The 20562-nt window shown below is 65.0% G+C and carries 20 protein-coding genes; 10 read left to right on the forward strand and 10 right to left on the reverse strand.

All coding sequences use genetic code 11. The annotated features are described in order from the left end of the window. Nucleotides 1–396: 396 nt before the first annotated feature. The gene (locus WS57_RS18725) at nucleotides 397–1563 is read right to left on the reverse strand and encodes a porin (protein WP_420481041.1); all 1167 of its coding nucleotides are present in this window, start codon (nucleotides 1561–1563) and stop codon (nucleotides 397–399) included. A 482-nt stretch (nucleotides 1564–2045) separates the two neighbouring features. Here WS57_RS18725 and WS57_RS18730 point away from each other — a divergent pair, with 482 nt between their 5' ends. Further along, on the forward strand, nucleotides 2046–3293 hold the full coding sequence (locus WS57_RS18730) for a hypothetical protein (RefSeq protein WP_069244701.1): 1248 nt from the start codon (nucleotides 2046–2048) through the stop codon (nucleotides 3291–3293). Between the two features lie 218 nt (nucleotides 3294–3511). Here the strand turns inward: WS57_RS18730 and WS57_RS18735 are convergent, their stop codons facing one another. After that, nucleotides 3512–4417, reverse strand: coding sequence for a manganese catalase family protein (locus tag WS57_RS18735; RefSeq protein WP_009687129.1), 906 nt, complete (start codon nucleotides 4415–4417; stop codon nucleotides 3512–3514). Between the two features lie 446 nt (nucleotides 4418–4863). Here WS57_RS18735 and WS57_RS18740 point away from each other — a divergent pair, with 446 nt between their 5' ends. Further along, nucleotides 4864–6174: an Nramp family divalent metal transporter gene (locus WS57_RS18740; protein ID WP_059517639.1), complete on the forward strand. Its 1311-nt coding sequence runs from the start codon at nucleotides 4864–4866 to the stop codon at nucleotides 6172–6174. Between the two features lie 45 nt (nucleotides 6175–6219). Here WS57_RS18740 and WS57_RS18745 read toward each other — a convergent pair whose 3' ends face one another. Together WS57_RS18745 and WS57_RS18750 are read right to left on the reverse strand one after the other, a co-directional pair. Further along, nucleotides 6220–7455, reverse strand: coding sequence for a DUF2252 family protein (locus WS57_RS18745; RefSeq protein WP_059517637.1), 1236 nt, complete (start codon nucleotides 7453–7455; stop codon nucleotides 6220–6222). 70 nt (nucleotides 7456–7525) lie between these two features. Next, entirely contained in the window at nucleotides 7526–8818 is a 1293-nt protein-coding gene (locus WS57_RS18750) for an NRAMP family divalent metal transporter (protein WP_059600649.1), read from the reverse strand. A gap of 223 nt (nucleotides 8819–9041) precedes the next feature. Between WS57_RS18750 and WS57_RS18755 the strand changes: the two genes are divergently transcribed. Further along, on the forward strand, nucleotides 9042–9479 hold the full coding sequence (locus tag WS57_RS18755) for a GNAT family N-acetyltransferase (RefSeq protein ID WP_009687125.1): 438 nt from the start codon (nucleotides 9042–9044) through the stop codon (nucleotides 9477–9479). A gap of 97 nt (nucleotides 9480–9576) precedes the next feature. On the opposite strand, the gene WS57_RS18760 is transcribed toward WS57_RS18755, so the two are convergent. The 4 genes from WS57_RS18760 to WS57_RS18775 form a co-directional block, all read right to left on the reverse strand. Then, nucleotides 9577–9798: a hypothetical protein gene (locus WS57_RS18760; RefSeq protein WP_038455328.1), complete on the reverse strand. Its 222-nt coding sequence runs from the start codon at nucleotides 9796–9798 to the stop codon at nucleotides 9577–9579. A 135-nt stretch (nucleotides 9799–9933) separates the two neighbouring features. Next, a complete protein-coding gene (locus WS57_RS18765) occupies nucleotides 9934–11061 on the reverse strand; it encodes a zinc-binding metallopeptidase family protein (protein ID WP_069244702.1) in 1128 nt (375 codons plus the stop codon). Nucleotides 11062–11123: 62 nt separating this feature from the next. After that, nucleotides 11124–11579, reverse strand: coding sequence for a hemerythrin domain-containing protein (locus WS57_RS18770; protein ID WP_009687122.1), 456 nt, complete (start codon nucleotides 11577–11579; stop codon nucleotides 11124–11126). Nucleotides 11580–11637: 58 nt separating this feature from the next. Beyond that, nucleotides 11638–13743, reverse strand: a complete 2106-nt coding sequence (locus WS57_RS18775; protein ID WP_059517631.1) for a catalase — start codon at nucleotides 13741–13743, stop codon at nucleotides 11638–11640. Nucleotides 13744–14401: 658 nt separating this feature from the next. Here WS57_RS18775 and WS57_RS18780 point away from each other — a divergent pair. The 4 genes from WS57_RS18780 to WS57_RS18795 all read left to right on the forward strand — a co-directional run bounded on the left by WS57_RS18780 (nucleotide 14402) and on the right by WS57_RS18795 (nucleotide 15852). Further along, a complete protein-coding gene (locus WS57_RS18780; RefSeq protein WP_009687120.1) occupies nucleotides 14402–14533 on the forward strand; it encodes an entericidin A/B family lipoprotein in 132 nt (43 codons plus the stop codon). A 335-nt stretch (nucleotides 14534–14868) separates the two neighbouring features. Continuing rightward, complete coding sequence (locus WS57_RS18785; protein WP_009687119.1) at nucleotides 14869–15117, forward strand: CsbD family protein; 249 nt, start codon at nucleotides 14869–14871, stop codon at nucleotides 15115–15117. A gap of 52 nt (nucleotides 15118–15169) precedes the next feature. After that, nucleotides 15170–15544 (forward strand): phage holin family protein, encoded by a 375-nt coding sequence (locus WS57_RS18790; RefSeq protein ID WP_009687118.1) that lies wholly within the window; start codon nucleotides 15170–15172, stop codon nucleotides 15542–15544. After that, nucleotides 15541–15852 (forward strand): hypothetical protein, encoded by a 312-nt coding sequence (locus WS57_RS18795; RefSeq protein WP_009687117.1) that lies wholly within the window; start codon nucleotides 15541–15543, stop codon nucleotides 15850–15852. The genes WS57_RS18790 and WS57_RS18795 overlap by 4 nt, the downstream gene beginning before the upstream one ends. A gap of 85 nt (nucleotides 15853–15937) precedes the next feature. On the opposite strand, the gene WS57_RS18800 is transcribed toward WS57_RS18795, so the two are convergent. After that, nucleotides 15938–17041, reverse strand: coding sequence for an alpha/beta fold hydrolase (locus WS57_RS18800; protein ID WP_069244703.1), 1104 nt, complete (start codon nucleotides 17039–17041; stop codon nucleotides 15938–15940). Nucleotides 17042–17296: 255 nt separating this feature from the next. On the opposite strand from WS57_RS18800, the gene WS57_RS18805 reads away from it, so the two are divergent. Both WS57_RS18805 and WS57_RS18810 read left to right on the forward strand, forming a co-directional pair. Beyond that, entirely contained in the window at nucleotides 17297–17878 is a 582-nt protein-coding gene (locus WS57_RS18805; RefSeq protein WP_009687115.1) for a TetR/AcrR family transcriptional regulator, read from the forward strand. 67 nt (nucleotides 17879–17945) lie between these two features. Beyond that, a complete protein-coding gene (locus WS57_RS18810; RefSeq protein WP_009687114.1) occupies nucleotides 17946–18467 on the forward strand; it encodes a DUF2867 domain-containing protein in 522 nt (173 codons plus the stop codon). 62 nt (nucleotides 18468–18529) lie between these two features. On the opposite strand, the gene WS57_RS18815 is transcribed toward WS57_RS18810, so the two are convergent. Next, on the reverse strand, nucleotides 18530–19144 hold the full coding sequence (locus WS57_RS18815) for an NIPSNAP family protein (protein ID WP_069244704.1): 615 nt from the start codon (nucleotides 19142–19144) through the stop codon (nucleotides 18530–18532). A 96-nt stretch (nucleotides 19145–19240) separates the two neighbouring features. Here WS57_RS18815 and WS57_RS18820 point away from each other — a divergent pair, with 96 nt between their 5' ends. Further along, entirely contained in the window at nucleotides 19241–20197 is a 957-nt protein-coding gene (locus WS57_RS18820; protein ID WP_069244705.1) for a LysR family transcriptional regulator, read from the forward strand. Nucleotides 20198–20562: the final 365 nt, after the last annotated feature.

The raw sequence follows: 20562 nt of genomic DNA on the forward strand, positions 1-20562 counted from the left end.
ATCGGGCCTTTCACTGTCGGGGAGGACTACCGCCCCCGGCGTGACCGGTGCGGCGTGACGGAAGCATAGGTCACGCGCCCGTCAAATAAATTTCAGGATTGTTTCATCATATTCAGGACGTCTTGCCGACCCGATCGTAATCGGAATGAATGCGACCGCGCGCAAAAATGCGCGGTCATTATTGAGATATTCGGCGAGCGTGACAGCGGGCAATGTGCGCGATCGGTAATCGATGCCGCGTGATCGCGCATGCGGGACGGTCAATCGACGAATCGCCCGGCGAAAAACGGCTTTTCGTCGCGGCCGACCGCGCAATATTTCAAACGATTGCGGAAAAGTGCGCGGGCGGCGCGTCTTTGCCGGCTGTGTCGACGAAACAGCCGGCGGACCGTGCGATCAGAAGCGGTGGCGAATGCCGAGGCTGACCATGTCCTGACTGTTCGTGCCGGCGACGCCGTACGAGCCGATCGACGCTTCGGCGCTCGATACGGTGCCGTCCGCGTTCAACTGCGTGCCGCTCGCCTTCTGCCATGCGCCCACGAGATAGACGTCGGTGCGTTTCGACAGGCTGTAGTCGGCGCCGAGCGACACCTGGTTATACGATGCGTTGGTATCGCCGCTCGCATGCGTATAGCTGTAGCCGAGGCCGAGCAGCAGTGCGGGGGTCGCCTGATAGTTGAGGTACGCCTGACCGGTGTTGAACTTCTCGGTCGATGCGAACACCGACTGCGCATCCGCCTTGTACGCGGCATTGCTGTACGCGAGGCCGAACGTGTACTGGCCGGCGATATAGCGCGCGGCGACGCGCGCGATGTTGATCGACTTCGCCGTCGCGTAGCCCGAGTTGACGGGGCCGTCGAACGTGCCGTCCGACGTCGACGACCAGCCGGTGCGCGCGACGGTCGAATTCGCGTTGTCGGCCACGAAGTAACCGGCTGCGACCGACAACGGGCCGTTGTTGTACGCGGCGGCGACCGACCAGGTCTGGCCCGACCCGGTCTGTCCGGCGACGCCGCCGAGCGCGTACATCGTCTCGACCTGCAGGCCGCCATAGCTCGGCGACAGATACTTGATCGCGTTGTTGGTGCGCGAGCTGTTGTCGTAGTTGTCGACGTCGCCGGCAGTGGCGAAGGTGCTGCCGAAGTAGTTGTCCTCGGTGAGGCCCTGGACCTGGTCGACGAGCGGATCGTACTGGCGGCCGAGCGTCAGCGTGCCGTACTGGTTGCTCGCGAGGCCGACGTAAGCCTGGCGGCCGAACAGCGAGGTCGTGCCGTTATAGGTGCCCATCTTGCCGTTGTTGACGTCGAAGCCGTTTTCGAGCTGGAAGATCGCCTTCAGGCCGCCGCCGAGATCCTCGCTGCCCATCAGCCCCCAGCGGCTGCCGGACAGGTTGCCGGAATAGAGGCCGAGCTGGTTGCCGCCGGCCGGCGTGGCGTTGTGCGTGAACTGCAGCGACTCGTCGATGACGCCGTACAGCGTCACGGTGCTTTGCGCGTGCGCGGCGCCAATGCCGGTCAGCATTGCGAGCGATAACAGCGATTTCTTCAAGAACCCTTTCATCATGAACTCTCCTGGCATGTAACGGGACTGCATGCGTTCCTGGCGACGCGATCGGGCTGTCGTCAGGAGCCGCCATTAGGTCACGACACAATTTCCCGACCGTTGGGAATCCGCAACGAAGGGTTTACCGTCGGTTTCAACGAGGTGCCCGTGTAATCAGATGGTTGCGTGCGCAATAAATTTGCACGCTGCTCGCGAATGCCGCGCGACGCGGCGCAACCCGCGCCGCACGGCGTGCCGTTGATGGCGAACGCCGGTTCGACGGAGTGAAGTCGCGAGCGCGAGCGTATTCCTGCGTCAAATGCGGTAATGAAAGCGCGACTGTAGAGGCGGGATATGGACGAGCGCGTGCGCGGCACGTGTGCCTTGCGTTCGCGCACCGCGGTAAATCGCGGTAACGGTTCGTGTAACGCCGGTAATCCGGCCGGAACCTACACTGAACCGATGTGATGGATGCATCTCAACGCAACGATCTCACGGCTCCGATGAACTCGACACAAGCGGTGTTTCTGCATGCCGGATACGGCGCGGCCGACGGCTGGCTCTGGTCCTGCCTCCGGGATCTCGACGGCGTGACCGCCTATGACGAACCGCTGCGCGCGATGGTCGCTTCCCACGACGACGAAGGCGGCCCGGCCAACGGCGTCGCCGGCGTGGACGCGGCCGCAGCGCCGCTGCCGCATCCGGACATCGCCGATTCGCTGCGGCGCGACGCACTCGGCCTGTCGCTCGTCGAGCTGGCGTTTTCGGCGAACCAGTTCGAAGATGCGACGCCCGAATACGCGAGCGACATCGAATACTTCCTGCGCATGCTGATGGCGCAGGCCTTCGATCGCGACCGCCTGCCGGTATTCCGGTTCGGCGAATCGCTCGGCCGCCTCGCCTGGATGCGCCGCACGTTTCCGGATGTCGTGCATGTCGTCGTCGCGCGCAATCCGCTCGTGCAGTGGCAATCCTGTCGCGACCGGTTCGTCATGCAGCGCGATGCGCACGGCATCGCACTGCCGTTTCTCGCGCTCGCATGCAGCCGCAGCGTGCCGGCTGCCGAACGCGTGATTGCCGGGCTGCGCATCGATCTACCCGACGACTTTCCATGCGTCGGCGACCGGACCGTCGATCGCTGCGCGGAATTCTTCAATGCACACGTGGCCTATGTCGGGCCGGCTTCGTCGTATCGCGCGTTTCTCGGCTGCTGGCTGCTCGCGATGCGGCATGCGACGACGCATGCGGACGCGGTGTTCGATTGCGACCTGGCCATCCGCTCGCATGCGTACCTGCGCGCAGCCGAGGCGTGGATCGCGAACCTGACCGGACTGACGCCGTCGATGCGCGCCGCGCACCGGAACCGCGCGGTGCGCGATTACGCGCCGCCGCTTCTGGAAGACGATGTCCATCTTGCCGCGATGGAGGTCGGCAAGTCGCTGGTGCGCGACGGCAACGCGCCGGTCGATGCGCTCGCGCTATGGGCGAGCAAGCTCGCCGAGGCGACGCTGAGCGCGCGCGCCGGCACCGGGCCCGGGATGACGCATGCGCAGGCGTGCGTCGATCAGGCGATACGCATCGTCGATCTCGCGGCGGCAGGCAGCTTCGGGTGCGATGCGGTGCTGGCGAGCGAGCTCGCGATGATGAAGGCCGCGCTCGGCGGTTGCGCCGAACAGGCGACCGAGCGGCGCGCGGGGCCGTGGTCGCGTCTGACGACTTCGGCCCGTCAGTTGCTGTCGATCAGGCGGTGAGGCGCGGACGCGTTGCGGCGTCGTTGCCCGATCCGACCGACGACGACGGGCGACCGTAACGGGCGGCCCCTCGCAGGCCGGCGCCGGGAGCGCGCGCGGCACAAGGAAAGCCCGCTCCGCGACAAGCGAAGCGGGCCATCGATCACGGCCGGACGCGGATTCTCCGTTCGGCGCGACGCGGCGTCCGGCTCCCGGAGCGGACGCCTGTCAGGCAGCGGTCATGCACCGTCCGGCTTGCGTTCGCCGGCGTCTTGCGGGACCGGCGCGCCGGCGCCGAGCTCCGCGCCGGTCATCGGATCGCTGTCCGGATCCGATGCGAGCCGCCGCGACATCGCGTCGATTGCCTCGGCCTGTTCGGGTTCGAGCATGCCCTCCGGAATGCCGGTGCCGCCGTCGACCGCCGGTTCGGCCGAGCGGATTTCGAGGTCGTCGCCGCGATTCCACGGCCCGGGCAGCGGTTCCGCGTCCGGCTGCATCCGGAAGTAGACGCGATCGTAGGGCTCGACCGGCGGCAGCTTGCCCGGCGGGAAGTTGGCGGTGATCGCATACAGGGCCTTCTCGAACGACTTCTGGTGCGACACCTCGCGGGTCATCAGGAAACCCAGCGCGTCGCGAATGCCCGGATCGTCGGTCACGTTGATCAGCCGCTCGTAAATGATCTTCGCGCGCGCCTCGGCGGCGATGTTCGAACGCAGGTCGGCAGTCGGTTCGCCGATCGTGTCGATATAGGCGGCCGACCATGGCACGCCCCCGGAGTTGATCAGCGGCGAGCCGGCGCCGTACAGTACCTGGGTTACGTGGCTGTCGTTCCCGGCGCCGTGCAGCTTGCGGTACAGCTCGGCCTGCTCGTCGACCGCTTCGGCGAGCTCGCCCTTCGCGCCGCGGTTCAGCATCGCGACGAGCGAGCCGATCACCTCGAGGTGGCTCAGTTCCTCGGTCGCGATGTCGAACAGCATGTCCTTGCGGCCCGGATCCTCCTCGGTGACGGCCTGCGTGAAGTAACGCATCGCGGCGGCAAGTTCGCCCTGCGGTCCGCCGAACTGTTCGAGCAGCAGGTTCGCAAGGCCGGGATTCGGTGCATCGACGCGCACCGTGTACTGAAGCCGTGTGTTGTGGATGAACATGTCACCTCCGTGGAAAGGGTTGCGCGACATTCGCGGTGGCGAAACAGCACGAAGCGATCCCACAGTGGACGGATGAGGGGCGGTGTCGGGCATGGGCGATGCTCGGGGGTCGCGCTGGTCGTCGCGCGCATTCGTGTCGGCTGCTGCCGTGAAGGCAAGGTCGGCTGTCCGAGGATCGGCGCTCATTCGGATGCGGGGCGGCTCGTCGTCGAGGCCGCCACGACGATCATCACGTTTGCGGTGGCGTCGTCGGCTGCGGCGGAAACCAGTCGGTGCCGGCGTCGCGCTGCCCCGGCGCGTCGATGTACTCGTCGCGGCGACGCGTCCGGCCAGCGGCCGCTCGACGGCGGCCGGACCGCGGCGCGGATTGCCGGGCTTACAAGGGTTTGTCATTTTGGCTGCATCGGCGGCGCCGCGCGCAACGCCGATTTCTCGAGGGAGGGCGGATGGCGACGCTCGACAGGAATGCGTTGACGGAGCGAACCGCAACCGGCATGCGCGACGTCTTTGCCGGCAGAAGCCGCGGACCGGGGGCGGCGTTCCTGTTCGCCGGCCCGGCGATCATCGCGTCGGTCGCCTATATGGATCCCGGCAATTTCGCGACGAACATCCGGGCCGGCGCGCAGTTCGGCTATGCGCTGCTGTGGGTCGTGTTGCTGGCGAACGTCATCGCGATGCTGTTCCAGGCGCTGTCGGCGAAGCTCGGGATCGCGACCGGCCGGAATCTCGCCGAACTCTGCCGCGCGTATTTCCCGCAGCCGGTGGTCGTCGGCATGTGGATCGTGAGCGAGTTTGCCGCGATGGCGACCGAGCTCGCGGAATTTCTCGGCGGGGCGATTGCGCTGTCGCTGCTGTTCGATCGGCCGACGCTCGCCGGCATGGGCGTGATGGCCGTCGCGACCTACGGCATCCTGCTGGCCGACCGCAACGGCTTCCGGCCGATGGAGATCGCGGTGGGCGTGCTGGTCGGCGTCATCGGGCTGTGCTATCTGGCCGAGATGTTCATCGCACCGGTCGCATGGGCCGAGGTCGGGCGGCATGCTGTCGTGCCGGCCTGGCCGCGCGGCGAGGCGCTGACGATCGCCGTGGGCATCGTCGGCGCAACCATCATGCCGCATGCGCTGTATCTGCATTCCGGGCTCACGCAGCGGCGCGTGGCGGGACTCGACGCGGCGCAGCGCCGGCTCATGGTGCGTTTTTCCAACTGCGAAGTCGTCGTTGCGTTGTCGGTTGCCGGCCTCGTCAACATGGCGATGGTCGTGATGGCGAGCGCGGCGTTTCATGCCGGCTATCGCGATGTCGCCGAGATCGGGACTGCGTACCGGACGCTGACGCCGCTGCTGGGTACCGCCGCCGCCGCGTTCTTCCTGGTGTCGTTGATGAGCTCCGGCCTGTCGAGCTCGGTCGTCGGCACGATGGCGGGGCAGATGATCATGCAGGGCTTCGTCGGTTTCCGGATTCCCGTCTGGCTGCGCCGGCTCGTGACGATGGTGCCGGCGTTCGTCGTCGTCGCGCTTGGCGTCGATTCGACGCAGGCGCTCGTGATCAGCCAGGTCGTGCTGTCGTTCGTGCTGCCCGTGCCGATGCTTGCGCTGGTCTACTTCACCGGACGCCGGGACATCATGGGCGCATTCGCGAACGGGCGTGCGACGCACTGGGCCGCGATCGGCGCGATGGTCGTCATTTGCGTGCTGAACGTCGTTTTGCTGGTGCAGCCCGTCTGCGCGCTGGTGCCGCATGTCTGCGCGAGGGTGTGACTCGTTCGACGGACATTGCAAAAAAGGTCGCAGGACGCGGCGGCTTCAACGGTCGGCGCTGCCGAGCAGATGGCGTCGGCAATGTTCGAGATACGCCTCCTCGTGCGCGACGATCAGTTCGATGATGCTGCGCCACAGCCATGACGGCGCGTCGACCGTCTTCGGCCGCTGGCTGCGCAACTCGGTGCGCCACGCACGTTGCGTCGCGCGGTCCATCTGCGCGGCATGCGCACGGCCGATCACCAGCGCCAGATAGCGCGCGACTGCGACCGCGTCGGCTTCCGACAGCCGTTCCGCTTCCAGCTTAAGATCCTGCGGCATCAGTTCGCGCATGACGACGGATCGCCCGTCGAGGCGTGCCGCGCACATCCGGCTGCCGAGCATCGGCGACAAGTGCCGGGCGCCTTCGAGGACCCGTTGTGCGGGATCGCGCGGCATGCGCACGCCCGGATGCTTCGGCGCCTTGGCGGGCGCGGCCTCCTTGATGTCGATCAGGTAGGGCGGATGGCCGTCGGAGCAGGCGTCGTCGATATCGAGCATGACCGCGAAGCGGCGCCGGCCGAGCGAGCTGCAGCCCTTCACCCAATAGGCGGCGTCGAGCACCTTCATCCTGGCGTCGCTGCGCGTCGCACGGCTGAGTGCCGCGCCGATCGGGGAAACCGGCGTCGATTCGAACAGCGTATGGATGGCGCTCCGCTCCGGTTCGGACAGCGGCCAGAAGCGCTTGCCCAGCGGAATGTGCGGCGTGGCGTTGCGGATCGTCTGCCGGTCCAGCTTGCGCCACGATCGGTGCAGCGCGGCCTTTATCGCGATCTTCACGGCGGTCGGGCGCGGCATGCGGTCGAGCTCGGCGCGGCGCCGGCTGTCGAACGCGCGCTCGTATCCGTCGATCAGCGCTTCGATCATCCGCCACGTGATCACGCCCGGCAGATCGGAGCTGCGCGCCGCGGTCGCGAGCGAGAAGCCGAGACGCAGCACGTCGTGAACGGGATTGCCGATCACGCTCTGGTCGAGATCGCGAATCTGCACGGCCACTTCGCCGGTCTTTGCCGCGACCGGCCCGAGATTGCCGAGATGACAGTCGCCGCCGATCCATATCGCGGGGCCGTCGGGCAGCGTGCCGGCGCGGTGGTCCGCCAGCCATGCGTAGAAGCGCTCGGCGCTGCCGCGCGTGTACGAGTGGATCGAGCGCGCCATCTTGCGGCTGCGAAGGTTCGCGAGAATATGTGCGCGCTGCTCGCTGGACGGCAGCCGTGCCGATCCCGATGTTTTGCTTGCCACGATAGGTTCTCCTTCTGATCGGCGACCTTGCTTCGGAGCGGCGTCGTCGCGACGGCGAAGCGGAGCGGGTTCAACCCGGCACGAACACGCCCATTGCCGCGATCGCCATCGCCAACGTCGCGAGCCAGCCGCCCCAGGCCAGCGCGCCGGTGACGGCGAACTTGCCCATGATGCGCCCGCTGCCGGCCATCAGCATCATCACGACCATGATCGGCACCGCGGTCACGCCGTTGATGACCGCACTCCAGTAGAGCGCGCGGATCGGATCGAAATGCATGAACGTGATCGCGACGCCGCCGATGATCGCCAGCGCGATGACCGCATAGAATTCGCGCGCGACGCCGAACTGCAGCGCGAGACTGTTGCGCCAGCGGAAGGTGCCCGCGGCGGCATAGGCGGCCGAGCCCGCGAGCACCGGCAACGCCAGCAGGCCGGTGCCGATGATGCCGAGCGCGAACAGCACGTATGCGAAGTGGCCGCCGATCGGCTCGAGCGCCCGCGCGGCGTCCGCCGACGTCTTCACGTCGATGTGATGCAGGTTCAGCGTGGCGGCCGCCGTGAGCGTGATGAAGAATGCGATCACGTTCGATACGCCCATCCCGACCCACGTATCGAAGCTGATCCGGCGCAGCTGTGCGGGCGCCTGGTGCGGCGCGCCGCGCAGCGAGCGCTGCTCCGGCACGGCGCGCAGTTCCTCGACTTCCTGCGATGCCTGCCAGAAGAACAGATACGGGCTGATCGTGGTGCCGAGCACGGCGATCACCGTGGTGAGGTAGGCGGCAGAGAGCTGGATGTGCGGTCGCACGATCGCCCGCCCGACCTCGCTCCACGGGACGGGCACGATAAGTGCGACCGCGACGTACGCGAGCAGAACCAGCGCGGTCCATTTGAGCAGGCGGGCGTAGCGGTCGTACGGCACGAAGATCTGCAGCGCCGCCGAGATGCCGCCGAGACACACGACGTAGAGCTGCTGCGGGCCGTGCAGCAGCAGGTCGACCGCCGCGCCCATCGCCGACAGGTCGGCCGCGATATTGATCACGTTCGCAACGATCAGCAGCACCACGGTGGCGTAGAGCAGCCAGGGCGGATAGTGGGCGCGCATGTTCGACGCGAGGCCCTTGCCCGTCACGCGGCCGATGCGCGCACTGACGAGCTGGATGGCCGTCATCAGCGGGTAGGTCAGCAACAGCGTCCACAACAGTTCGAAGCCGAACTGCGCGCCTGCCTGCGAGTACGTGCCGATGCCGGACGGATCGTCGTCGGCGGCGCCGGTGACGAGCCCCGGCCCGAGGCGCCGGAGCCACGAGGTGGCGCTCGGGTCCGTTTCGATCGGACCGGACTCGTCAATCTTGGTATCGCGCATGATGCGTTCCTCCCTTCGGGTTTGTTACGAGCGCAAGTCTCGTGCCTGCTCGACGGAGGGTTTGCAAAGGCGAGAAACGCGTGCCGCTGGTTTTGGGAAGGGCAAGGTCGCTTGCGGAAGCTGGCGTGGAGGACCAAGGCGCCGCACGGCCCATCAAGGATTCTCGCGACGCGGCGCCATGCAATAATCGTGGCTTTCATGCGAGGATGGATCGATTTCAGCCATGACTGAACATCGCCACAACAGCTTCGACATCAGAAGATTGGCGCCGCCCGAATGGGCACGTGCCTACCCGGTCGTCGCTCAACTCCGGGCGCTCGACGAAGCGGAATTCCTGGAGCGGGTCCGCCGGCAATCGTATTCGGGCTACGAGCTGGTGGCGGCTTTCCGGGATGGAAAGATCATCGGCGTGATGGGCATGAGGCCCGTTCACACGTTGGCGCGCGGCGCGCATCTTCATATCGACGATCTCGTGGTCGACGCGACGGGCCGAGGCAGCGGCGTGGGACGATCGTTGATGGAATATGCGGAAATCGACGCGCGTGCTCGCGGCATGACCGCGATATTCCTCGACGCGCGGCCGGAGGCGATCCCGTTCTATGAGCGAGAGCAGTATGTGCCGCACCTCTCGCCGTCAATGAAGAAGATGCTGGCGCGCTGAGGCGAGGCAACCGTCACGGTCGCTGAAGCATCGCGCGCCGCGGCCGACCGGTTTCTCGGGCCGGGAAACCGGCGACCGGCATCCCGGCCTTACGCCGTCACTGCCCCGACGCGGCCGCCGCGCTCGCCGCCTTGGCCTTCTTCGCTGCATGATGATGGCCGATCGCGCAGCCTGCCGCCGCGCCCACTGCGCCGTGATGACCTGCGACATGGCCCGCGACGCCGCCCACTGCCGCGCCTTTCAAACATCCCGCTGCCTGTGCAGAAAAGGATGCGGCGATCAGGATGACACTCGCTGCTGCAATCGAAAGGATCTTCATCGTCAATACACCTTATAAAGAGGTTTCCCGCGCGAGCCGATCCCGCGCAGGCGTTTATCAAAAATCACAAACAACAGCCATCTCCTGCCGGTGCGGGCCCAGCCGCCTGCATATTTGCGCACTCGGCTGCGCGGCCTATCGCGACTGCGGCGACTCCGGGCCTGCAGTGCTCCCGGCCGGATGCGCGACGAGCGACGACCCGGATGTTTCATCGCGCGATGCGCTCACGAGGTCGTGAACGAAGCGCAGCTTCGTGACGACGGCCGGCGCCAGCACGAACGGATACGCATCCGGCATGCCCATGCTGCGATTCAGGCTGTTGAGCGCATAGGTCAGCGGGAACCAGCGCCGCATCAGGTTGCCGAAGCTCGCCTCGTCGACGGAGGTCTGGTCCGACAGGGTCGGCAGGCTCGCGTCGTCGGGCGCGAGCACCAGGCCGCACGCGGTCGCCGTATCGAGCGTATCGACGATGTGCAGATAATGTGCCCACGTCTCCGCCCAGTCCTCGAACGGATGCATCGTCGCGTATTCGCTGACGTATGCGTTCTCCCAGCCTTCGGGCGAGCCGTTCGCGTAGTGCGCGTCGAGCGCCGCCTGGTAGTCGGAACGCTCGTCGCCGAAGCAGTGGCGAAACGGTTCGATCCATCGTGTGCCGCTCACCAGGCGCTCGAAATAGTAATGACCGATCTCGTGCCTGAAATGGCCGAGCAGCGTGCGATACGGCTCGCGCATCTCGGAACGGATCCGTTCGCGCGCCACGTCGTCCGCCTCGGCCAGGTTGACGGTGATGAGACCGTTCGCGTGGCCCGTCATCACGGCTTCGGCGGGCGTGGACGCCTTGAACGCAAAGCTGATCCCGCGCTCCGGATGGGCCGCTCGCGATTCGACCGGCAGGCCCAGTACGAGCAGCGTGTATAGCAGCCGTCGCTTCGCCGATTCGAGCCGATACCAGAGCAGCCGGTTATCGGGAGACGCCAGGTTCGGTATCGTCTCGGTCAGCGCGCATGCCTGGCAGAGGGCATCGCCGCATGCGTCCGGAATCATCCAGTTGCAAACCTGTTCGATCGCGTAATTGCGGCATTGCCGATAAAGACGCCCGGCCGCCGCCGGATGCAGGCTGCGCCACCTGCCGTCGCCGACCGGTTCGAATGCCCCGATCTCGCCGACGTCCGGCAGATAGCCGAGCAACGCGTCGCAGCGCTCGCATTTCGTGTTCTCGAAGAACACCAGTTGCGAACATCGGCTGCAATGGAAGGTTTTCATGTGAGCGGTCAGCGTAAATGAATGCGGTGGTCATCCCGCGCCGCGACAAAGCGGCGCGACCGCTATGCGTCGGCGAGCGTCGCATGCATGCGAAGGTAGTCGGTCCGGTAATGTTTCGCGAGCGCCGTCTTGTCGGATGCCCGCAGAATCTTTCCCGAGATCTGGAAGAAGATCTTCTCCTCTTCCTTCAGGTGATCGTGCAATTCGGCGGACAGTTTCCTGACGGTCGCGAGCCACCCGCGCGAACCCGGATCGCGGCCGCGCAGGTCTTCGACGATTTCATCCATCCGGTGATGATCCGCGAGCGCGTCCCGGGAAGGGTGGAGGCCGCGATCGTCCATCAGCATCGGCACATACAGGAAGCGCTCCTCGGCCGCTTCGTGGGCGCCGAGTTCGATGCGCAACTGTTCGAACAGCGCGCCGCGCACTTCACCGGGCTGCGACCGCAACAAGCGGCGCATCAGCGAGCGCTGGATTTCGTGACTTTCGCGCAGCGCGTCGAATATCGTTTCCGCCATACGAGACCCTTTATCTGATTCACGGGACGAGGCTCCCGAAGGAGCCTCGACATCGACATCACGCCAGCAGCCGAAGCTTCGGTTCGCGTTCCCATTGACGCGTCGCGGCGGCTTCGAGGAATGCTCGCGTGTCGCTTGCCATGACTACGCCGGCGTCCTTGGCTATGCTGCCGGCGGTGAGAAGCGCCTGACCGCCCTCGTCGCTGGCGATCGCCTTGAGGTGGCCGTATGCGTCGCGCACCCAGTCGACGGCTGCCGCCTCTTTCGCGAGTTGCTTCCCCGCATCGGCGGACAGCAGCACCGCGACCGCGTCGAACACCACCGACGGCGTGCCGGCGAGTTGTCCGTCCGCGGCGATTCGACGACCGTCGCTGAGCTTGGCGCCGCCCACCTTGGGAGCGACGATCTTGATCGCCGCGCCGGCCGTTTCGACCGCCTTGCGCAGTGCACGCAGCGTCGCGGCGTCGCTTCCGTCGTCGACCAGCACACCGACGCAGCGGCCCTGCAGCGTGGGCTTCGACTTGCCGATCAGTTGCAGCGCAGGCGACGGCGGCATATCGATCGGCTGCACGGCAGCGGGCGGCGCGGGCGGCAAGGCGTCCAGTCCCAGTCCGGCGGCGACCCGTTTCGCCAGGCTCTCGTCGATATGTCGAAGATGGCCGACCACGGCCGTGCGCACGTGTTCGGTCTCGACCTTCGACAGTTCGAACACCAGTGCCGAAGCGAGATGCGCCTGCTCCGGCGCCGTCTGGCTGCGATAGAACAACCGGGCCTGGCTGTAGTGGTCGGCGAAGCTTTCCGCGCGCACGCGGCCCTTGGCGCCATCGTCCGCCGGCTGCGGGAAACTGCGAAAGCCTTCGGGCGTTTCGCGCGGACTGTCGGGCATCAGCGAACTCGGCTCGTAGTTCACACGGCCCTTGGGCACGTGGACCTGCATGTGGCCGTCCCGCTGCAGGTTGGCGAACGGGCACTTGGGCGCGTTGATCGGGATCTGATGGAAGTTCGGCGAGCCGAGCCGCGACAGCTGCGTGTCGAGGTAGGAAAAGAGTCGCCCCTGCAGCAGCGGGTCGTTGCTGAAGTCGATGCCGGGCACGATATTGGCCGGGCAGAACGCGACCTGTTCGGTCTCGGCGAAGAAGTTGTCCGGCCAGCGGTCCAGCACCATGCGCCCGATGACGGTCAGCGGCACGAGTTCTTCCGGAATCAGCTTGGTCGGATCGAGATGGTCGAACGGGAATTTGGCGGCGTCTTCTTCGGTGAACAACTGCACCGCGAGCTCCCATTCCGGATAATCGCCCCGCTGGATCGCCTCGAACAAGTCGCGCCGATGGAAATCCGGATCGGCGCCGGCGATCTTCACGGCCTCGTCCCACACGGTGGACTGCAGTCCGAGCTTCGGACGCCAATGGAACTTCACGAACGTCGATTCGCCCTTGGCGTTGATCAGCCGGAAGCTGTGGATGCCGAATCCCTCGATCATGCGAAGCGAGCGCGGGATCGCGCGATCCGACATCGCCCACATGATCATGTGCATCGACTCGGGCGTCAGCGAGATGAAATCCCAGAACGTATCGTGCGCGCTGGCCGCCTGCGGGAAGCCTCGGTCCGGTTCCATCTTGACTGCATGGACGAGGTCGGGGAACTTCATCGCGTCCTGGATGAAGAACACGGGAATGTTGTTCCCGACGAGATCGAAGTTGCCTTCCGTCGTATAGAACTTGACCGCGAAACCGCGCACGTCGCGCGGCGTATCAATCGAACCGGCACCGCCCGCGACGGTGGAGAAGCGCGTGAACACCGGCGTCTTGCGGTCGGTTTCGGTAAATAGTTTGGCGGTGGTGTAGCGGCTCAGCGAGCGGGTCAGCTCGAAGTAGCCGTGGGCCGCCGATCCGCGCGCATGCACGATGCGCTCCGGAATCCGCTCATGATCGAAGTGCGTGATCTTCTCGCGGAGGATGAAGTCCTCCAGCAAGGTCGGACCGCGCGGCGTGGCGCGAAGGGAGTTCTGATTGTCCGAGACCGGAACGCCCTGATTGGACGTCAGAGGGGGATGCTTGCCGCCGGCCGTCTGATGCAATTCGTCTCCCGTGCCGAAATGGCTGTCGCCGTTTTCGTTGTTCTTATTGGAACGTGTATCGGATCGACTCTTGGCTATCTTTGCCATGCGCAGCTCTCCTTGAATCGGGTTGTGGGATAACCCCTATTTGGATGAAAGCTGATTGAATATACATGGCCTGGCTTGCGGGAAACACCTACAAATGCACTAGGTAACTATGCAGCCCGGACCGAAATGTGATGGGTCGAAGTCTTGTATCGTCGGTACGCGGAGCCAAGGCCGGCGCGCTCGTACCAGAGTCGCGTATCAATGCGATTTCGTTGATATTCAAATCGGATGCGCACGACGGAGGTGTGTCGAATGCGTTGCCGCGATTGCGCGCGGCGAATGCGAGAGGATTGATGTCCGATTGTGGTGAGAATGGAGTCTCGCTGCCGAAATTAAATAATGCCGGGAATTATTGTTCAGATATTGGCGTCCGGTCGATGTGATATAAATGACGCGGCCTTCCGGTCGCGCGTGCATTTGAGGAGGACAACGAAAGTACGTGCAGGGACCGGTGGCATGGCGATGTTTCGTGTGATGGTGGTCGTTCGGCGTAGGCGGCCGAATGCCCGACAGGTACGGTAGTCCGGGCTTAGGCTGCCCTGTCGTCGGTCGCGGCATGGAATCGCGTGCTGCGGCAGCGACGCATCGTCATGCTGCGAAGAGGCCGAAGCAGGCGCGTGCAGTACGACGTGCAAATCATCCTGACATGGAGAGGAAAATGGCAAGAATCGCAATGTTGGCATTGGCTCTGACCGTTGTGTTGACGGGCTGCAATACGATCGCTGGTGCGGGCCAGGATGTCTCGGCTGGCGGTAAGGCGATTACGAACACGGCGGAACAGGCAAAGTAACGGGCAGCTTCTCGTCGGCTGCAGAACTGCCGACGATGCAGCGAACGTCGTGTCTCGGGCAGCGGCTCCGCGGGCCGCTGCCCGAACTGCCCGGAAAGTTGCGGGCTGGATTGCACCGTTTCACCTCCTTCTACTCCGTCAAAGACCGCCGTAGTGCTCGCCGAAGGGGCGGCGGCGATCATGCAAATGCACTAATTGCGCTGGCGCATTTGAACATGACGCAGCGGGCGCGGAGGTCTTTACACTGCGATACGGGATAGCGATTGGCTTCCACGACGGAACGAGCCGATCGCGTCCATGTATGCGGTAATCCTAAATAAACCAGGAGGTCGATCATGTTTGAAAAGACGGCAGGCACGGTGCAGAAGATGGCGGGAAAGGCACAGGAAGCGGTAGGGGACGTCACCGACAGCACCGGGATGCAGTTCGACGGGATGGCTCGCCAGGTGATCGGCGGCGTGCAGGAATCCTACGGCGAAGCGCTTGAGCAACTGCGCGACGTGACATCGCGCAACCCGATCGCGACGCTCGCGGCGGTTGCGGCAGTGGGCTTCCTGATCGGCACGCTGTGGTCGAAGCGTTGATCGTCCGTAGAGAAGCGGCAGGCGCGCGCGGGAGTCGTCACGGGAGCATGTCATGGGTTTGTTTTCGAGAATCAGGAGATGGCAGAACATCGCCCACTTCTCGGCGTCGCGTCTGGTCGATTACGCCACGCTCGCGGCGATCGAGCTGGAGGTCGCACGGAAGTCCTTCCTGCGCGACATGGTCCTTTATGCGGTCGTCGGACTGAGCGCGACGTTCGGCCTCGCATTCGCGTGCATGGCGGCGATCGTCACGGCAGCAAGGACGCCCTATCTCACCGAGACTGCATGGGCGGTCGCCGCTTTCTGGATACTCGCGTCCATCGGTTCCTTCATCGCCGTGCGCGTCAGCGCGCGACGCGGCACCCTGTCGATATTGAGAGAGGAATTGCAGCGCGACGTCCAGACCATCAAGGAGAGCCTGAGATGAAGGCACGAGCGCCGGCCGATGCGCCGGAAACGCAGCGACGTGCGTTGCTCGCGCGGATGGCGGCGACGCGGGCTGAACTGTCTGCGTCGAACCACGTCATCGGAATGACCGGGAGAATTTCCCGCGGCAGCACTGCGGTACATGCGCCGATGCGGCTGCCGAGCCTCGGCGGGTCGACCGGCGCGGCGGTTGCGGTGGTGCTCGCGGGCGTCGCTGTTCTGGGCCCGCGGCGGCTACTGACGACGGTCGTTCGCGCCGGCCTCGTTTCGTTGATCGGGCGGATGGCGCGCGACCTCGTCGCGAAGTGAATGGCGCAAGGACGGGGCGGCTTCGTTCGAGGGCGGGGCGTTCGGCCACGATGCCTGCGACGACGAGCGAGCGGCTTGCGCCGCTTCACTGCCTCATGAAAGCAAGCAGCAACGCGCCGAGTCTGTCCGGTTGCTCCTGCTGGATCCAGTGACCTGCGCCGTCGATCAGCTCGATGCCGCGCATTCTCGTCGTCGCCTTCGTTCTCATCAGTTCAAGTGCGCCCGGCGCCGCATAGGTGCCCCAATCGCTCTTTCCGCCGATGAAGAGCGACGGGACGTCGATCGTCCTGCCCGAAAACAGGCGCAGCTCGGCGTTCAGGTCGGGATCGGAAAGGACGCGATAAGCCTGAAGGGCGCCTTGAAATCCGGTGCGGCCGTACTCTGCCGTGTACACGGCGAGCTCCGCGTCGGTAAGCCACTTGCAGGCGAGGACCTCGGCGGCGGAAGGCTCGAACGGAGCGACGGTTTCGGGCATCGTCTTGCCGAGCTCCATGACGTAGTACGTCGGCATTTGCGCAAGCTCGGCGGCAGTGAGCGCCTTCAGCGGATGCGGCGTGTTTCCGGGCCAGTCGGCGCTCTTGACGTGGAAAAATGCGCGAAGAAACGCATGCAGACCTTGCGGAGGGCGCCACATGTCATGGTTGGCCTTCCGTGTGCCTAAGTACTGCTGGTAATAGGCTCTCGGTGGATCGAGCGCGGCAAGCGCCGCCGCCAGCTTTCGACCTTCACTGCTCGGTCGAGCCGGCGATGGCTCGCTTTGCGCCGTGTCGAACGGCAGCGCCGGCGGACCGGGGAACGGCGCACTCATCAGTAAGACAGATGGAAACACGTCGGGTCGCGCCAGCGCGCAATACGCCGCCACCGGCGAGCCGAGGTCGTGTCCCGCCAGCATTGCCGTACGCCGATACCCCAACGCCGAAACCAGCGCGAGGGCGTCGCGCGTCATGTTCAAGAGGCTGAAAGGCGCGAGCGGCGCGTCGTAGTCGTTCGACCCACCGATAGTGCGTCCGAAACCCCGCTGGTCGGGCGCCACCACGTGGTATCCCGCGTCGGCCAGGATCGGGATGACATGCCGCCAGCCATAAGCCAGATCCGGGAAGCCGTGCAGAAGCAACACGAGCGGCCGGCCGGGGCTTTCATGACCGGCCTCGAGAATATGGACATCGAGGCCGTTCACCCCGTGGATCATGCGCGAACGGATCCCCGCGGGAAGCGTTCCTTCGGCATAGGTTGGCGCGGCCAAATCACTTCCTCCCGTAGGGGTTGCGCGGGCAGGCCGAAGCACGGCGGCGACCAGACCGGCCGCGCCCATCGCCAGGACGGTTCGTCGCGACGACGAGGGCTGGCTTTTGTCCGCGGGCATCGACGAACTCCGGAATATGGTGATCACCATAGTATGGCGGTCACCATAGTCGGGTCAAGCCAAACGTGATACTTTTTCGCCATGACACGCAAGACTGACGCGCGCGATCGCGCGATTGCCACGGCCGAACGGCTGTTTCGCATCCAGGGCTACACCGCGACCGGATTGACCCAGATCCTCGAAGAAAGCGGTGCGCCCAAAGGATCGTTCTACTTTCACTTTCCACGCGGCAAGGCACAGCTCGCGGAGGAAGCGATCGATCGTTACGTTACGCAGCGAATCGCTATCCTGAGGAATATCTCGGCCGATACGACGGGTAGTGCACTGGATTTCGTCCGGCAGATCTTCAGCACCTTCGCGGCCGAAATGGTCGCCACCGATTTCCAGTACGGATGCCTCATGCAGAACCTCGCGAACGAATTGCCCGCGCTCGACGCCGAGTTGACCCAGCGGGTGGCGCGCGGATTTGCCGATTCGACCGGGATCATTGCGGCGCATTTCAGGGAGTGCGGTTTCGCTGCGGCGCGCGCCTCCTCCACTGCGGCCGCGCTGGTCGCCGCGCTGGAAGGCGCTCGAACGATCGCTCGTCTGGAACGTTCGGCGGCCGTATTCGAGGCGCTGGCAGAGGTCAGCGTGCAGCGCTGCGCCGCTTCCGCAGGATGAGCAGGCCCACCGTTCTCGCGACGCTGCGCAGGGCTAACCGGACACCGTGAAGGCGTGGAAAACTGGCATGCAGGCGAATTCGAAGAAAGCCGAACGGGTCGGCCTCCCGGCGAACTCCAGGTTGAGCCGGTCATACGACAGGGCCGATTTTGCCGACGCATTTTCGGTGGCCTTGCCGGCGACCGCCTGCAACGACGCGGCGTCTCTCGCCCGACACGTCTTTACCGGCCAGCCCGGATGGATCGCGCTGCTGCAGCGAGTCCGGGATCTGGCCGTGTGGCCGCTCGGCCTGAAGGGAACGGTCGAACTGAAGGCCGCGAAGGGCGACCGAATCAGTATTTTTCGTGTGTTCGAACGACATCACGACGAGATCATTCTCGGCGAGGACGACCGGCATCTCGATTTCCGCGTCTCGGTTCTCGTGCAGCCTGCATCCGATGGCCTGCCTCGGCGACTGACCGTCACGACCGTCGTTTTCTACAATCGTCCGTTGGGTCGCGCCTATCTTGGCGTGATCGCGCCTTTCCATCGCCTCGTCGTGCGCGCCTCGCTCGACCGCGCGCAGGAACTCGGATGGCCGGAGCAGTAGCGCCCCGTCACGGTGCAGCGGCATGCGCGATTCGCTCGACGAGGGGCGCGCCGGCAGTGCATTCAACGCAAGGGCGACCACATCTCCGGCAAGCCGATCGTCGACGTCGCCCTGTCGATCTGTTCCGGACCGCCTTTCGGCGGCCAGAGGCCTTCCGCGTAGTGCCGCTTTCTCAAGGCCATGCGTTGTTCCAGACTGGCAAATCCCCAGATGTGCGTGATGCGCGGCGGCCCGTCGAGCGCGTACATGTTGCCAACGAGATGCGAGGTGTAGGCCTCGGCCGGTCCCACCGCGCGTTCCCAAGCGGCAAGGGTCGGCGCAAGTCCGCCCGCCTTCAGCCAATAGCGGCGGATTTCGTAGAAGTCGCCGAATGCGCCGGGTTCGATGTCGGGCAGAAAAGGAAAAAGCGCGTGGCCTTCCATGCTCAATCGAACGGACGCGCTTTCGATTCCGAACGGTTGCTCGGCGCGCAATGCCCGATTGCGTTCGTGCTGCAGCTCGTCCATCGTCTCGAAGCCGCGCAGCACGACAACCCGCGATAGCTCGCCAATTTCCGTGCGCCAGGCGCCGAGCAGCCGCCCGCCCGCGTCGGCATCCGATACCCAGCGATGCGCACCGCCGGACACCTTGTCCTGCTCCAGAAGCGGGCACGACAACGTCGTGAATTCGTACAGCATGTCTGTCCTCCTTTCGCTCGCCTGTCGCAAGGTATTGCCAAATCGGCGGCGGATAAACGCGCCGCGCCTTGAAACAGAATCCAGTACCATTGCGCAATGGATCTCCTCAAGGCGATGACCGTATTCGTCCGCATCGTGGAAACGGGTAGCCTGACGGCGGCGGCGCAGGCGTGCAATCTGTCGCCGACCATGGTCGGCAACCATCTTCAGGCGTTGGAGAGTCGGCTCGGTACGGTCCTCATTCACCGCACGACCCGCAGACAGAAAGTCAGCGCATTCGGTCAGGCCTACTACGAGCGATGTGTCGAAGTCCTCGGTCTGGTCGACGACGCCGAGCGGCTGGCGCTCGATCATCTGAAGCAGCCGCGCGGACGTCTGCGCGTGACCGCGCCCGTCGTGTTTACGAACGAGTGCCTGATTCCCGCGCTCGCGGATTATTACCGGCGCTACCCCGAGGTCAAGCTCGATATCGTCGCCACCGACTCGCTCGCCGATCTGTTCGACGAAGGGTTCGAGGCAGCCATTCGCATCGGTGTCCTGTCCAGCCCCGATGTGGTGGCGCGTCCGCTGGCGCCATATCGACTGGTGCTGTGTGCGTCACCCGCTTACGTCGACGAACATGGCGCACCGACTACGCCGCACGCGCTTGGCCAACATCAATGCCTCACGTATGCCTATCCGCCGCGATCGGAATGGCACACCGCGCAATCTCGATGGGTGCTGGAAGGACCGGACGGGCCGCTGCACATTTCCGTCGAGGGCAGGCTGAAAATCGACAGCGCGGAAGCATTGCGCCGGGCGGCATTGAGAGGACTGGGCATCGCGATGCTCCCTTCCATGCTGATCCGCGAGGACATTCGCGCGGGGCGTCTCGTCGAGATCATGCCGGACTTTGCCGCTCCGGAACGGTCGATGAGCCTGCTGTATTTGCAGGAGCGGCAGAAGTCGCCGAAGCTGCGTAGTTTTACTGAATTTGTGGTCGACCGGTTCGGCGCGGGAACGTCCAGCCCGGTCGTGTTCCCGGATGATCGACCCAACCCCGCGGTGGGTTAAGCGCAAACAAATCGGTCGATTCGCGCGTGCCTTTCGGCGTCGGCGCTATCAAGCACGTGCGCGGCACAGGATGGTCGGCGCGTCAGCTGCGCCGCCTGCGTGACGCCGGCCAGCGATCCTTTTCTTTCCACAAGCTTTCGAGCTGCAAGATGCTGCATGACAGGGGAATACCCTGTCTTTTTATTTTGCTCGCGTGTTATGTATTATGACCTATCTTTTGCAGCATGTACTAATTACGGAGGCCGGAAAACCCTCGCCGGTACAAGGCAATACGGCCGCGTACAGGCAGGAATGCGAAGCGGATTCGCCAAGCTTATCGCGGCGCGCCGGCGAGAGAGGTGCAGCGATTCGAGGTCGCGTCCAGT

The sequence above is a fragment of the Burkholderia pseudomultivorans genome (assembly GCF_001718415.1).
Taxonomy (GTDB): Bacteria; Pseudomonadota; Gammaproteobacteria; order Burkholderiales; family Burkholderiaceae; genus Burkholderia; species Burkholderia pseudomultivorans_A.

Bases quoted from the DNA above. Each gene is read 5' to 3' on its own strand.
- WS57_RS18740 (WP_059517639.1), top strand. From the start codon at position 4,864: ATGGCGACGCTCGACAGGAATGCGTTGACGGAGCGAACCGCAACCGGC.
- WS57_RS18780 (WP_009687120.1), top strand. From the start codon at position 14,402: ATGGCAAGAATCGCAATGTTGGCATTGGCTCTGACCGTTGTGTTGACG.
- WS57_RS18790 (WP_009687118.1), top strand. From the start codon at position 15,170: ATGGGTTTGTTTTCGAGAATCAGGAGATGGCAGAACATCGCCCACTTC.
- WS57_RS18820 (WP_069244705.1), top strand. From the start codon at position 19,241: ATGGATCTCCTCAAGGCGATGACCGTATTCGTCCGCATCGTGGAAACG.
- WS57_RS18755 (WP_009687125.1), top strand. From the start codon at position 9,042: ATGACTGAACATCGCCACAACAGCTTCGACATCAGAAGATTGGCGCCG.
- WS57_RS18795 (WP_009687117.1), top strand. From the start codon at position 15,541: ATGAAGGCACGAGCGCCGGCCGATGCGCCGGAAACGCAGCGACGTGCG.
- WS57_RS18805 (WP_009687115.1), top strand. From the start codon at position 17,297: ATGACACGCAAGACTGACGCGCGCGATCGCGCGATTGCCACGGCCGAA.
- WS57_RS18775 (WP_059517631.1), bottom strand. From the start codon at position 13,743: ATGGCAAAGATAGCCAAGAGTCGATCCGATACACGTTCCAATAAGAAC.
- WS57_RS18785 (WP_009687119.1), top strand. From the start codon at position 14,869: ATGTTTGAAAAGACGGCAGGCACGGTGCAGAAGATGGCGGGAAAGGCA.
- WS57_RS18810 (WP_009687114.1), top strand. From the start codon at position 17,946: ATGCAGGCGAATTCGAAGAAAGCCGAACGGGTCGGCCTCCCGGCGAAC.
- WS57_RS18800 (WP_069244703.1), bottom strand. From the start codon at position 17,041: ATGATCCACGGGGTGAACGGCCTCGATGTCCATATTCTCGAGGCCGGT.
- WS57_RS18770 (WP_009687122.1), bottom strand. From the start codon at position 11,579: ATGGCGGAAACGATATTCGACGCGCTGCGCGAAAGTCACGAAATCCAG.
- WS57_RS18815 (WP_069244704.1), bottom strand. From the start codon at position 19,144: ATGCTGTACGAATTCACGACGTTGTCGTGCCCGCTTCTGGAGCAGGAC.
- WS57_RS18760 (WP_038455328.1), bottom strand. From the start codon at position 9,798: ATGAAGATCCTTTCGATTGCAGCAGCGAGTGTCATCCTGATCGCCGCA.
- WS57_RS18750 (WP_059600649.1), bottom strand. From the start codon at position 8,818: ATGCGCGATACCAAGATTGACGAGTCCGGTCCGATCGAAACGGACCCG.
- WS57_RS18725 (WP_420481041.1), bottom strand. From the start codon at position 1,563: ATGATGAAAGGGTTCTTGAAGAAATCGCTGTTATCGCTCGCAATGCTG.
- WS57_RS18730 (WP_069244701.1), top strand. From the start codon at position 2,046: ATGAACTCGACACAAGCGGTGTTTCTGCATGCCGGATACGGCGCGGCC.
- WS57_RS18765 (WP_069244702.1), bottom strand. From the start codon at position 11,061: ATGAAAACCTTCCATTGCAGCCGATGTTCGCAACTGGTGTTCTTCGAG.
- WS57_RS18735 (WP_009687129.1), bottom strand. From the start codon at position 4,417: ATGTTCATCCACAACACACGGCTTCAGTACACGGTGCGCGTCGATGCA.